This window comes from Rhodococcus sp. BP-160 (assembly GCF_019836205.1).
Taxonomy (GTDB): Bacteria; Actinomycetota; Actinomycetes; order Mycobacteriales; family Mycobacteriaceae; genus Rhodococcoides.
The window spans coordinates 940,820-953,404 of sequence record NZ_JABUEK010000001.1 but is presented as its reverse complement, the minus strand read 5'-3'; the positions used below and the strand labels follow the sequence as shown (position 1 = coordinate 953,404).

10 protein-coding genes are annotated in these 12,585 nt (G+C 70.6%); 3 read left to right on the top strand and 7 right to left on the bottom strand.

The annotated features are described in order from the left end of the window. Positions 1 to 2 precede the first annotated feature (2 nt). Positions 3 to 1,220, bottom strand: coding sequence for a CdaR family transcriptional regulator (locus tag HQ306_RS04465; RefSeq protein ID WP_027504245.1), 1,218 nt, complete (start codon positions 1,218 to 1,220; stop codon positions 3 to 5). Positions 1,221 to 1,346: 126 nt separating this feature from the next. Between HQ306_RS04465 and HQ306_RS04460 the strand changes: the two genes are divergently transcribed. Both HQ306_RS04460 and HQ306_RS04455 read left to right on the top strand, forming a co-directional pair. Continuing rightward, positions 1,347 to 3,083 (top strand): aldehyde dehydrogenase family protein, encoded by a 1,737-nt coding sequence (locus HQ306_RS04460; RefSeq protein WP_222627806.1) that lies wholly within the window; start codon positions 1,347 to 1,349, stop codon positions 3,081 to 3,083. Between the two features lies 1 nt (position 3,084). Continuing rightward, entirely contained in the window at positions 3,085 to 4,674 is a 1,590-nt protein-coding gene (locus HQ306_RS04455; RefSeq protein WP_222627804.1) for a GMC family oxidoreductase, read from the top strand. Here the strand turns inward: HQ306_RS04455 and HQ306_RS04450 are convergent. The 5 genes from HQ306_RS04450 to HQ306_RS04430 form a co-directional block, all read right to left on the bottom strand. Then, positions 4,663 to 5,712: an AraC family transcriptional regulator gene (locus HQ306_RS04450; RefSeq protein WP_056446817.1), complete on the bottom strand. Its 1,050-nt coding sequence runs from the start codon at positions 5,710 to 5,712 to the stop codon at positions 4,663 to 4,665. The genes HQ306_RS04455 and HQ306_RS04450 overlap by 12 nt on opposite strands. Next, positions 5,709 to 6,926, bottom strand: coding sequence for a pyridoxal phosphate-dependent aminotransferase (locus HQ306_RS04445; RefSeq protein ID WP_222627802.1), 1,218 nt, complete (start codon positions 6,924 to 6,926; stop codon positions 5,709 to 5,711). Before HQ306_RS04445 ends, HQ306_RS04450 begins: the two co-directional genes overlap by 4 nt. A gap of 41 nt (positions 6,927 to 6,967) precedes the next feature. Beyond that, the gene (locus HQ306_RS04440; protein ID WP_222627800.1) at positions 6,968 to 7,651 is read right to left on the bottom strand and encodes a DUF3239 domain-containing protein; all 684 of its coding nucleotides are present in this window, start codon (positions 7,649 to 7,651) and stop codon (positions 6,968 to 6,970) included. 1 nt (position 7,652) lies between these two features. Continuing rightward, positions 7,653 to 9,308: a DNA repair helicase XPB gene (locus HQ306_RS04435; protein WP_222627798.1), complete on the bottom strand. Its 1,656-nt coding sequence runs from the start codon at positions 9,306 to 9,308 to the stop codon at positions 7,653 to 7,655. Between the two features lie 76 nt (positions 9,309 to 9,384). Beyond that, a complete protein-coding gene (locus tag HQ306_RS04430; RefSeq protein WP_222627796.1) occupies positions 9,385 to 11,670 on the bottom strand; it encodes a helicase-associated domain-containing protein in 2,286 nt (761 codons plus the stop codon). A 72-nt stretch (positions 11,671 to 11,742) separates the two neighbouring features. On the opposite strand from HQ306_RS04430, the gene HQ306_RS04425 reads away from it, so the two are divergent. Further along, on the top strand, positions 11,743 to 11,934 hold the full coding sequence (locus HQ306_RS04425; protein ID WP_027504238.1) for a hypothetical protein: 192 nt from the start codon (positions 11,743 to 11,745) through the stop codon (positions 11,932 to 11,934). 58 nt (positions 11,935 to 11,992) lie between these two features. Here HQ306_RS04425 and HQ306_RS04420 read toward each other — a convergent pair whose 3' ends face one another. Then, positions 11,993 to 12,580 (bottom strand): transglycosylase family protein, encoded by a 588-nt coding sequence (locus HQ306_RS04420; RefSeq protein ID WP_222627794.1) that lies wholly within the window; start codon positions 12,578 to 12,580, stop codon positions 11,993 to 11,995. Positions 12,581 to 12,585 lie beyond the last annotated feature (5 nt).

The window sequence follows — 12,585 nt, the reverse complement described above, 5'->3', positions numbered from 1 at the left end:
CGTCAGCGAACGCGGGCCAGCTCCGCTGCGCGCAGACCGACGTACAGTTCGGCGGCGTCCACCGGGTTCGTGTGATCACGGCCCGTGAGGTCGTGGATACGGCGGAGCCGGTAGAGCACAGTGTTGCGGTGGTAGTGCAAGCGGTCGGCCGCCGCGGTGGTGGAACCGGCGGCCGCGAACCACGCGTCGAGCGTCTCGAGCAGGCTGTCCCGGTCCGCGAGGCGGTGCGGGCCCTCGGCCACGGCGAGCGGACCCAGGATCTGTCGGGCGGCCCGCGCGGCGGCGTCGGGAGTCGAGACCAGCAGCAGCGGAACCGGACACGCGTCGTAGCGACTGATGCGCGCGCTCCCCGGCGGTGCGCAGCGACGAGCCGTCCGGGCCTGCGCCACCGCCGTCGGGGTGGACAGCGACCGCTCGTAGTACGTGCCGACACCCAGTCGGGTGCCGTAGAGCCGGCCCAGGGTGTCCACCGCGTCGTCGAGCACCGCCGGCGCCGAGGCGACCAGCAGTCCCAGGTGACCGTCCGCATCGGTGTCCCACACCGACTCGACACCGAGCGGCAGGATGCTCTCGCGCGCGCTGCCCGGAGTGGCACCCCGGTCGACGGTGGTCTCGGCGGACACGACGGCGAAGTGGCCCGCGTCCGGGATGCGGAAGGCCCGCAGGGCGTCCTGCACGGCAGCGGGGTCCGAGGCGGTCTCGTCGAAGAGAGCGCGCAGCACCATGCGGCGCGCATCGGCGTCGTCGAGGGCGAGCCGGTCCGCGGCGTCGCGATACGCCTCCGCGGCCGCGTCGGAATAGGTGTCCACCAGTGCCCACACCTCGGTGGCCATCGCGAGCAGCACCTCCGGAGCCCGGCCCGCGGCCGCCGCGGTGAGCTCGGCCCAGATCAGACGACCACCGAGGCGGAACGCGTGCAGCAACGCCGCCAGCGGCACCGCGTTCTCGGCCTTGATTCGGCCGGCCGCGCGTGCGGGTTCCAGGTCGCCGCTCGCGCCCGTGGTCAGAGCGTCGAGCATGGACCGAAGATTGCCGGTGCACACCGTGGCGAGCTCGTCCCGCGTGAGCGACGTGGCCTCGAGGTACGACTGTTCGGCGACCAGGATGTCGAGGACGAGTCGCTCGCTGAGCTCGCCGACGTGCTCTCCCAGCAGCGCGGCGAGACCCTGCGAGGTGAGCGGTTCCGGTGCGGAGCGGCGGACGGCCACGGGCGTCGACATCACTCCACCGTACGGCTGTCCGGTGACGGACGCCACAGGGCGGCTGTGCCTCGGCACAAACCGGGCGCGTGAGCTGCCGACGTCCGCCTATGGCCACCCGATGTAGTACAGGTCACAATCAACGGTATGACCACAGGCGAACTCACCCCGAGTACCACCGGCGCATCCGCCTTTCCCGAGGTCGACGCGGCTCTCCGCGACCTCGCACAGGGCGAGGCCGCATGGGCACGTGCCTCGCTCGGCGACCGCGCGGACCTTCTCGACCGGGTCGCGGCCCTCACGGCGTCGAAGGCGCAGGAGTGGGTCGATGCGGCCGCTCGATTCAAGAAGCTGCCCGCGGCCTCCGCACTCCTCGGCGAGGAATGGCTCTCCGGGCCGTACTCCGTCGTCACCGCGTGCCACGTGCTCGCGCAGAGTCTGCGGCAGCTCGCCGTCGGGAAGAGCCCGCTCGCGGACGCCCGGATCGGCTCGGGTCCGGGCGGGCGCACCACCGTGCAGGTGCTGCCGTCGAACATCTTCGACACGCTGCTGCTCAACGGGTTCTCCGCCGAGGTGTGGCTCGAACCGGGTGTCGACGCGGACACCGCGCGCCGTGACGCCGGACTCGCGCAACGGAACCCGACCAAGACCGGGGGCATCGGTGCGGTGCTCGGCGCCGGCAACATCACGTCCATCGCCCCGCTCGACACGCTCTACGAACTGGTCGCGCACAACCGCGTCGTCGCGCTGAAGCTCAACCCGGTGACGGATCCGATGGAGCCGGTGCTCCGCGCCGTCTTCGCTCCCTTGGTCGAGCTGGGCGCGGTGCGCATCCTCACCGGTGGCCCGGACGTCGGCTCGTACCTCGTGCACCACGACGCCGTGGCGCACGTGCACATGACGGGCAGCTCGATCACGCACGACGCCATCGTCTTCGGCACCGGCGAGGAGGGGGCCGAGCGGAGGAAGGCCAACACCCCGTTGCTCGACGTGCCCATCTCGAGCGAACTCGGCGGCGTCTCGCCGGTCATCGTGATCCCGGGCCAGTGGTCCGACGCGGACATCCGGTTCCAGGCCGAGCACGTGGTGACCCAGCGGCTGCACAACGGCGGCTACAACTGCGTCGCCGCGCAGGTCGTGGTGATCTCCTCCGAGTGGCCGCAGCGCGACGCGTTCCTGGCGGCACTGCGCACGGCACTCCACGAGGCACCGGACCGCGAGCCGTACTACCCCGGCAGCGCCACCCGCGTCGCCGGTGCCCGAGCGGACTACCCGGGCGCGGAGTCGCTCGGCCCGTCCGGCGGCCGCACCCTCGTGAGCGACCTCGATCCGGACAGCTATCGCGCTCTGCTCACCACCGAGTACTTCGCACCGGTACTCGGTGTCATCGAGATCCCGTACACCGGGCAACGTTTCGTGGACGAGGCCGTCCGCATGTCGAACGAGGAGTTCGTCGGCACGCTCGGCGTCAACGTGATCGCGCATCCCGACACGCTGTCGTCGCTCGACACCGCCGTCGACGAGATGCTCGAGGACCTGCGCTACGGCACCATCGCGCTCAACGCGTGGACCGGCGTCGGCTTCCTCACGGCGGCGGCGACCTGGGGTGCGTTCCCGGGCCACACGCTCGACGACGTCCAGAGCGGAATCGGCGTCGTGCACAACGCACTGCTGATCGACCGACCCGAGCGCACCATCGTCCGCGGGCCCTTCCGACCCGCGCCGCGCTCGATCCTGAAGGGCGAGTTCACCCTGTCGCCGAAGCCGCCGTGGTTCGTCACCAACCGCACCGCGGCCACCACCGCGAAGCGGTTCACCGCGTTCGCCGCGGCTCCGTCCTGGAAAGCCCTGCCCGCCATCTTCGCGTCCGCTCTGAGAGGTTGACATGACCGAGACTTCCACCGACTACGTCGTCGTCGGCGCAGGATCCGCAGGATGCGTCGTCGCGAATCGGCTCAGTGCCGCGTCGAACACCGACGTCGTCGTCCTCGAGGCGGGCCCGGAGGACAAGGACAAGTTCGTCCACATTCCCGCCGGGTTCTCGAAGCTCTTCCGTTCGGAACTGGACTGGGACTACGACACCGAGCCGCAGGCCGAACTCGCCGGCCGACGGATCTTCTGGCCCCGTGGGCGCATGCTCGGCGGCTCCTCGTCGATGAACGCCATGATGTGGGTGCGCGGATTCGCAGCCGACTACGACGACTGGGCGGAGGCAGCGGGACCCGGGTGGTCGTTCGACAGCGTGGTGGACACCTTCCGCCGTATCGAGAACATCGAGGGTGCCACCGAGTCCGACGAGGGCAGCGGCGGACCGCTGCACGTGTCGAAGCAGCGCAGTCCCCGGTCGATCACCGGCGCGTACCTCGATTCGGCCGCGGCACTGGGCTTGTCGACGGAGCGCGCCAATCTCCCCACGCCCAAGGGCATGACCGAGACGATGGTCAACCAGAAGCGCGGCGCCCGGTGGAGCTGCGCCGACGCGTACCTGCGGCCGGCCATGTCACGGCCCAACCTCACCGTGGTGACGGAGGCGCAGGCCACGCGCGTGCTCTTCGAGGGAACCCGCGCAGTGGGTGTCGAGTACTCGAAGGACGGTGCGCTGCACACGGTTCGGGCCTCGAAGGAGGTCATCCTGTCCGGCGGTGCCATCAACACCCCGCAGTTGTTGATGCTGTCGGGGATCGGTGCGCCGGAGCATCTCGCCGAGCACGGCATCGAGGTGGTGCACGCCGCCCCCGAGGTGGGCGAGAACCTCATGGACCACCTGGTGTCCGCCCTCGGATACGGGGTGCAGTCCGACACGCTGTTCACCGCGGAGAAGATTCCGGAGCTGATCAACTACCTCGCGCGTCGACGCGGCATGCTGACCTCCAACGTCGCGGAGGCGTACGGCTTCGTCCGCAGCCGCGACTCGCTCGACCTCCCGGACATCGAACTGCTCTTCGCGCCGGCGCCCTTCTTCGACGAGGGTCTCATCCCGGCGGACTCGCATGCGGCCATCCTGGCCTCGATCCTGCTCAAGCCGGAGAGCCGCGGACGCATCTCGTTGCGGTCGTCCGCACCGTTGGACAAGGCGATCGTGGATCCGCGCTACCTGTCCGACCCGGGCGGTGTGGACCGCGCGGCGATGCTCAGCGGGCTGCGCTACTGCGCCGACATCGCGCAGACGGAGCCGCTGAAATCGCGACTGGGGGAGATGGTGCGCCCGGTACTGCGCAACAGCGAGGCACTCGACGAAGCGCTGAGCGAGTCGCTGGAGACCATGTCTCACACCCTCTACCACCCGGTGGGCACCGCCCGGATGGGCTCGGACGCGGCATCGGTGGTGGATCCGGAGCTGCGGGTGCGCGGGGTGGAGGGGCTGCGCGTGGCCGACGCGTCCGTGATGCCGACGATCATCCGCGGCCACACTCACGCCCCGTCGGTGCTCATCGGGGAGAAGCTGTCGGAGTTCGTGCTCGCCTCACGCGTGTGAGCGGTAGGACCCCGGCGTCATCCCGGTCCACCGTTTGAAGGCGCGGCGGAAGGCGCTGGGTTCGGAGAAGCCGAGACGCGAGGAGATCTCTTCGGCCGTCTCGCCTCGTTCGAGCCCGGCGACCGCCGCGTCGCGCAGCACCTCGTCGCGCAGCTGACCCAGTGACGTGCCCTCCTGGCGCAGCAACCGGCGCAGGTGCGGCACGCTGATGGACAACATCGTTGCGATATCGGTGGTGGTCGAGGCGCGGCCCATCGCGCCCAGTGCGAGGGCGCGCCGCACCACACTCGCCGCGCTGGAGCCGTAGTCCCGCTCCGAGAACAGGCGATTGGGCGACTCGCGGAGGTACTCCTCGAGGCTCTCCTCCGTCTGCACGAGCGGTGACGCCATGATCGCGTCGTCGAATTCCAGTGCCGCGACGTCGGATCCGAACGTCACGTGCACCCCGAATATGTCGTCGTACACCCGCGGCGACGGATGCTGCGGTTCGGGGAAGGGCACCTGGACGGACAGCAGTTTCACGCGCCGCCCGATGAGCCATGCCGAGAAGCGGTGCCAGAGGATGAGCAGGAACTCGATGCGGATGCGCTGCGCCGCCTCGGCCGCCTCCGGGGAGAGCTGATCGGCGATCATCGTCGGGGAGTCGACGAGTTCGAGCCGGGCGCGTCCCCCGCCGCGCATCAGCACACCGCGCGGGACGCCGGGAAAGGCGCGACCGACGTCCACCATCCGCTCGAGCGCGCTCCCCAGATCGGGGCGGTGGATCATCGTCAGACTGAGTGCCCGAAAGGTGCCGCGGCGCACCGGAGCCGATCCGAGACCCATCAGCTCGTCGCCCGTCATCTGCCACAGCGCGCGAGTGAGGCGCGTGACCTGGTCGGTGGTGAGGCGGGCGCCGGGTCGAGTGAGGACGTGCGGGTCGATGTCGGCCTCGCGCAGGCAGGCGGACAGGTCCACACCCGTCTCCCGCGCGAGGGTCACCGCCGTGCGGACGAACTCCACCGAGATGGTCGGCGGCGCCGCAGTGTCGATCGTCATGGGGTGGCGGACAATCGGGCCAATCGCGACGCCGCGTCGGCGAGCACGTGATCCTGTTTGCAGAAGGCGAAGCGCACCAGGGTGTCCCAGCCCTCGCGGTGATCGACGAACGCGTCCACCGGTACGCCGACGACGCCGATGCGTTCGGGCAACGCACGGCAGAAACTGTCGGCGTCGGACTCGCCCAGTGGAGCGATGTCGGCGCAGACGAAGTACGTGCCCTCACTGCGCTTGACGTCCAGCCCGGCATGCGACAGCGCGGCGGACAGCGTGTCCCGCTTGGCCTGCAGTCCCGATCGCAGGGCGTCCACCCAGGCGCTCTCGTGGTCGAGGGCGTGGGCCACCGCCGGCTGGAAGGGGGCGCCGCCGACGAAGGTCATGAACTGCTTGGCCGCCTTCACCGCGGCGATGAGGTCTGCTGGTCCGCAGGCCCACCCCGTCTTCCACCCGGTGGCGTTGAACGTCTTCGCCGCGCTCGACACCGTGATGGTGCGCTCGGCCATGCCGGGGAGCGTGGCGATGGGGGTGTGGACGGCGTCGTCGAACACCAGTCGCTCGTAGACCTCGTCGGTGAGGACCAGGAGGTCGTGCTCGCACGCGACCTCGGCGATCGCGGCCAGCTCCGATGCGGTGAACACGGTTCCGGTGGGATTGTGCGGGGAGTTGACCACGATCATGCGGGTGCGCGGGCCGACGGCGGAGCGCAGGGCATCGACGTCGAGGGCGAATCGATCGCCGTCGACGACGAGGGGGACGGTGCGCCGCTGCGCACCCGCGAGCGCGACGGCGGCCGCGTAGGAGTCGTAGTACGGCTCGACGAGCAGCACCTCGTCACCGCTCTCGACGAGGCCGAGCATCGCGGCGCTGATCGCCTCGGTGGCCCCGACGGTGACCAGGATCTCCGAGTCCGGGTCGTACTCGGTGCCGTAGCGGCCGGCCCGGTCCCGAGCGACGGCGTCGCGCAACACCGCCATGCCCGGCCCGGGCGGGTACTGGTTGAGGCCGGACGCGATGGCCTCGCGCGCCACCTCGAGCATGCGCGCGGGGCCGTCGGTGTCCGGGAAACCCTGACCGAGGTTGACGGCGTCGTGCGTGGCCGCCAGCGCGGTCATCTCCGCGAAGATGGTGGACGCGAAGGGGCGCAGCCGGGCGACGGTGCGGGAAGGCCGGAGGCCGGCCGGACTCGATGCGCGGTCGTTCGACGTCACAGCCATGAGGGGGAGCCTAGCGTTCGAGTCACGAGTCCCTCGACGCGTCAGTCCGCGCGCTTCTGCAGCAGTTCCTCGGGCAGGTCGTGGGGGTCGATGAGGAGCTGATCGTTCTCGGCCTGCCGCACGGTCTCCGACACGGACAGGTTCTTGCGCAGCAGCTTCCACTCGACCGGATCGATGGCCTCGATGGCCGTCCGCAGCACTGTCCTGTCCCTCGTACCCCAGGCGATGGGCATGGGGCTGACCATCTGCCACGTCTCCGAGATGGATTTGGCGCTCCGGTCGGACAGCACGGCCACGGCGGGGACGCGCTCGCCCTCGGTCATCGTGTGTCCCGGCAGCGCCCGCACGTTCCGGACGACGAGTGCGTAGTGCGGGACGGTGGTCTCCGGCTTGGCGATGTCGATCAGCGCGAGGATCGTGGCTCCACGCGGTCGCGTCTCCGACACCATGGCCGGCACCAACGCGCTCGAGGCGTACAGCTCGTCGATGGACCCGACCTTGCGGGGCGCCCACACGGACACCCACAGCGACATCAGGGCGGCCACGGCCAGCACCGCACACAGGATGTAGGACCACGCGTGGTCGAGGACGTACAGCCAGGCCGCGCCGCCCGCGAGGAGCACGGCGAAGACGACGGACGAGATGCGCAACCGCCGCACGTCGCCGAGGGTCTCGTTCACCGACCGGGCGTGCGCGCGGTCCACGGGGAAGTCGAAGGTGCGCACGTCAGATCGCCGGTCCCAGGAGGTCGTCGGCGTCGGTGATGCGATACGCGTAGCCCTGCTCGGCGAGGAAGCGCTGGCGGTGAGCCGCGTACTCCGCGTCGAGGGTGTCGCGCGAGACGACCGAGTAGAAGTGCGCCTGCCCACCGTCGTGCTTGGGGCGCAGCAGTCGGCCCAGTCGCTGGGCCTCCTCCTGCCGGGATCCGAAGGTGCCCGAGACCTGCACGGCCACCGAGGCTTCGGGGAGGTCGATGGAGAAGTTGGCGACCTTGCTCACCACGAGGGTCTTGATCTCGCCGCGGCGGAACGCGTCGAAGAGCAGTTCGCGCTCCTTGTTCTTGGTCGAGCCCTGGATCACGGGAGCATCCAGGGCCGCACCCAGCTCGTCGAGCTGGTCGAGGTACGCGCCGATGACGAGCGTCGGTGAGTCCTCGTGCCGCGCCAGGATCGACTTCACCACGGCGATCTTCGTGTGCGCCGTGGAGCACAGCTTGTAACGCTCCTCCGGCTCCGCCACGGCGTACGACATGCGTTCCGCGTCGGTCAGAGTGACGCGCACCTCGATGCACTCGGCCGGCGCGATCCAGCCCTGTGCCTCGATGTCCTTCCACGGTGCGTCGTAACGCTTGGGGCCGATGAGCGAGAACACGTCGCCCTCGCGGCCGTCCTCGCGCACCAGCGTCGCGGTGAGTCCGAGTCGGCGTCGCGACTGCAGGTCGGCTGTCATGCGGAACACGGGAGCGGGGAGGAGGTGCACCTCGTCGTAGATCACCAGGCCCCAGTCGCGGGAGTCGAAGAGCTCGAGGTGCTTGTACTCACCCTTGGTGCGGCGCGTGATCACCTGGTAGGTCGCGATGGTGACCGGGCGGATCTCCTTGCGCTCGCCGGAGTACTCGCCGATCTCCTCCTCGGTCAGGGAGGTGCGGGCGATGAGCTCGCGCTTCCACTGCCGACCGGCGACGGTGTTGGTGACGAGGATCAGTGTGGTCGCGCGGGCCTTGGCCATGGCCGCGGCGCCCACCATCGTCTTGCCGGCACCACAGGGGAGGACGACCACACCGGATCCACCGGCCCAGAACGAGTCGGTCGCCATCTGCTGGTAGTCGCGTAGCTCCCAGTGGCCACCGGAGAAGTCCAGATCGATGGGGTGCGCCTCGCCGTCGACATATCCGGCCAGATCCTCGGCCGGCCAGCCGACCTTGAGGAGCATCTGCTTGAGGCGCCCGCGCTCACTGGGGTGGACGAGCACGGTGTCGTCGTCGACCTGCGCGCCGAGCATCGGGGCGATCTTCTTGTGCCGCATGATCTCGGTGAGCACGGCGCGGTCGAGGCTCACCAGGGACAGCCCGTGCACGGGCGACTTGACCAGCTGGAGCCGGCCGTAGCGGGCCATGGTGTCGACGATGTCGACGAGCAGGGGCTGCGGAACCGCGTAGCGGGAGAAGGTCACGAGGGCGTCGACCACCTGCTCGGCATCGTGGCCCGCGGCGCGCGCGTTCCACAGCGCGAGCGGGGTGATGCGGTAGGTGTGGACGTGCTCGGGTGCGCGTTCCAGCTCGGCGAACGGAGCGATGGCCGAGCGGGCCTGCCCGGCGAGCTCGTGGTCGACCTCGAGCAACAGGGTCTTGTCGGACTGGACGATCAACGGTCCGTCGGTCACGGTCTCTCCTTCACGCGCCCCGCATGGACGAACCGGGGCGCAACCAGTCCATTGTGCCTTGCACCGGCCCGGCGGTTCAGGCGAGCAGGGCCACCGACGTGATGCGGTGCAACGTGAAGTGACGCATGACACCGGCGTCGGGGTCCCACGCGTCGAGTTGGCCGCCGCCGACGGTCACCGGTTCGACGACACGGTTGCTCGAGACACCGGCAGCGTCCACGTAACCGATGCTGATCGGTGAGCGGGACAACGCGGCGCGCTGGAGAAGCGCGATCGTCGCGGCGCCGGACGCACGGGTGCCGTCGGACCGCACCCGTTCACGCTCGGTCCGGCGCACCTCTCCGGCTCGGGTGCCGGCCCGCATCTCCGAGACGAGGCGCCCCAGTTGCTCGTCCGTGGGGACGGCGGGCGTGCGGTAGGGCGAGCGACCGCGACGGGGGACGACGCGCGCACCGCGATCGCGGACGTCGACGATGGTGCCGGAGGAGTCCTCGCCCGCGGGTGCGAACCCGGCGGCGCGCAGCCCGGCCAGCACATCGGCCAGCGGCGCCTGCGAGATCGCGACGGTCGGGGCCAGTGCCCGCAACGCGAGGGCCTCGGCGGCGGGGGAGGAGAGCACCTCCGCGAGCAGTGCGGGGTCCTCGCAGCGGACGAAGGACGACGCCATCCCGGCACGCAGGCGTCCGTGGCGCCGGGCGACGTCGTCGATGAGGTAGGTCAGCGACTGCGGGACGGGCGTCCGAGAGTGGGTGGCGAAGAGGGCATGGAGCTCCGCGGCGGTGGTGCCGCCGTCCAGAGCACGTCGCAGCGTCCGCTCGTCGATGCGGTACATCGTCGCGGCGCCCGCCGACTCGATGTCCGCGACCGTCGCCATCCGCTGCGCGAGCTCGGGAGTCAACGGCCCGGGGGCGACGACGGTCAGGTCGGCCTGGACCAGAACGTGGTCGATGGGGTCGGGCAGGACGCGGTGCATCGCCGCCGCGGCCGAGGAGGGATCACCAATCAGTGCGCGTCCGGGGGTGGACAGTGCTCCGCGGCCGACGACCCCGAGAGCGCCGGCCTCGGCCAGGTAGCGGGAGACCGGGCCGACGCCCAGGCGAGCGGCGAGGCGAGGCCTGCGCCAGGTGGCGATGCGGACGACGTCCTCGGTGGCGAGGGCCTTTCCCGAGGCGAGATCGGCGATCACGCCCAGCACGATCCGCCGGTCTCGGGGCGCGGCGGCCGAGCGGGCCTCGTCGGACAGTGCGGCGATCGGCTTGTCGTTGGCGTCGCGCATGCCGATCAACCACGGCACCCTGGGCAGATCCAGCCAGGCACCTGCCAGGGTGGCCCAGCGCTGTGCCGGCGATGCGGTGACCCATGCGTCGACCGCGGGGGTGGGCGTCCACATGTCGTCGATGTCGGTGAGCGGTCCCGGATCGGGCAGCCCCACCGCGATGAGTCCAGCGCCCGCCAGGACCTCGACCAGCAGGCCGACTCGCGCCTCGTCGAGATCGGCTGCCTTCGCGATGCGTCGGATCTCCCGGACGCCGAGTCCTCCCGCCTTGAGTGCGGGCGCGGGCGTGCGGGAGAGCGAGTCGACGATGTCCTCGCAGTGCCGCAGCAGCTCGAGGGCCTCCCCGGCGGCGGCCGCGTCGACGTCCGCCACCCCGACAGCGGTGGTCGACGCCGCCGGTGGGGCCAGCGACACCGGATCGGTGACGGGCTCGCCGCGGAGTACCTGCGAGACCTGCGGCGGCAGTTCGACCGTGTCGTCGTCGAGCCAGGTGAGCAGCCCGGCGGCGAGCAGGCGCTGGACGGGCCGATCCGCGGGCGTACCGGGTGCAGCGTCGCGCGTCCGGCCGATCGACGACGAGCGGGTCAGCGTGGTGAGCAGCTCACGGCTGCGGTCGTCGATCTCCGCGAGCTTCGCACCGACCACCTCGGCGGTGAGCGAGGCGTCGACGTCGAAGAACCGTCCGACCCGCCACGGCACGGCGTCGCGTGCGGCCGCGACCAGGGTGAGCGACGTCGTGCCGCGCACCAGCGCACGCGCACGCAGCACCGACAGTGCCGCGTCGACCGCCTTCTTCGTCGCTCGGCGGCCGACGATCTCGTCGAGTCGGGCGCGGGCGACCGGGGCGGTGTCGGCGCCCTCGTGCGCGAGCAGTTCCACGACGGTCAGGCACGTGGTGTCCAGGTCCTCGGCCGCGCGCAGTACCGAGGCACGTTGCTCGGACCGGCCCGCCAGAACCTCGAGTGTGGGCGGCGGCGGGATGGTCAGGTCGGGGCGGAGCCGCAGCAGTTCGGCCAGTTCGTCGTCGCTGCGCGCGGACAACCACTCGGTGAGTGTGTCCGCCGGCGTGCCCTCGTTGTCGGTCATCGAGGTCAAGCGTAGAGACCGGTCCGGGGACCTGGACTGGCAGAGGCGCTACTCCGAATGGTGAAATGAACCATGGCGAACTCAGAGAAGAAGCGATATGTCGACCCGGGCTGGCCGCACAGTGCGGACGACGACGATCATCCCGTCACCGAACTGATGTCGGCGCGCGCCGGAAACCTGTCCCCGTTCGGTGAGGAGACGGAGTTCCCGCTGCCGGTGGACTCGCTGCCCTACGCGCATCCCCACACAGTCATCAACCGCTGACGCGCGAGACACGAGAAAGGCCCCCACCAGTCGGTGGGGGCCTTTCTCGTGGAGTGGGTCAGCGGGGCAGGAGATCCTGGTTCGCTGCGATGAAGCTCGCCACCTGCGGATCCGCGGTGGCGGCCTGGACGAAGCCCAGGATCGCCGGATCGTTGGTGAAGTTCTGGACGACCTGGGTGAGTCCCTGCACGGCCTGCTCGGTCGACGGGATGCTCGTCAGATCGGGGAGTGCCGGTGCGGTGGGCGCCGTGGTCGCCGGTGCGTCGCGCTGCGTCGGGCCGCTGCTCAGTCCGAGCTGCGAGGAGCAGGACGGCCAGGCGCCCCAGCCCTGCGACTCGAGCACGCGCTCGGCGACGACGATCTGCTCTTCACGGCTGGCCTGGTTCGCGGTGGCCGCGAACTCTCCGCCGCCGTGTCCGGTCCAGGTGCTGGGCGAGAACTGCAGGCCGCCCTGGAAACCGTTGCCGGTGTTGATGCTCCAGTTGCCGCCGGCCTCGCACTGCGAGAGACGGTCCCAGTCGGAATCGGGGGCTGCGTTGGCCGTGCCGCTGAATGCGAGACCTGCGGTGCCGACCAGTGCGCCGGTGACGGCGACCTTGGCGACGGTCTTGCCCGTGGTGCTCGGCTTGCGATGACGTCCGCTCATAAGGG

Bases quoted from the DNA above. Each gene is read 5' to 3' on its own strand.
- HQ306_RS04465 (WP_027504245.1), bottom strand. From the start codon at position 1,220: ATGTCGACGCCCGTGGCCGTCCGCCGCTCCGCACCGGAACCGCTCACC.
- HQ306_RS04460 (WP_222627806.1), top strand. From the start codon at position 1,347: ATGACCACAGGCGAACTCACCCCGAGTACCACCGGCGCATCCGCCTTT.
- HQ306_RS04455 (WP_222627804.1), top strand. From the start codon at position 3,085: ATGACCGAGACTTCCACCGACTACGTCGTCGTCGGCGCAGGATCCGCA.
- HQ306_RS04450 (WP_056446817.1), bottom strand. From the start codon at position 5,712: ATGACGATCGACACTGCGGCGCCGCCGACCATCTCGGTGGAGTTCGTC.
- HQ306_RS04445 (WP_222627802.1), bottom strand. From the start codon at position 6,926: ATGGCTGTGACGTCGAACGACCGCGCATCGAGTCCGGCCGGCCTCCGG.
- HQ306_RS04430 (WP_222627796.1), bottom strand. From the start codon at position 11,670: ATGACCGACAACGAGGGCACGCCGGCGGACACACTCACCGAGTGGTTG.
- HQ306_RS04425 (WP_027504238.1), top strand. From the start codon at position 11,743: ATGGCGAACTCAGAGAAGAAGCGATATGTCGACCCGGGCTGGCCGCAC.
- HQ306_RS04420 (WP_222627794.1), bottom strand. From the start codon at position 12,580: ATGAGCGGACGTCATCGCAAGCCGAGCACCACGGGCAAGACCGTCGCC.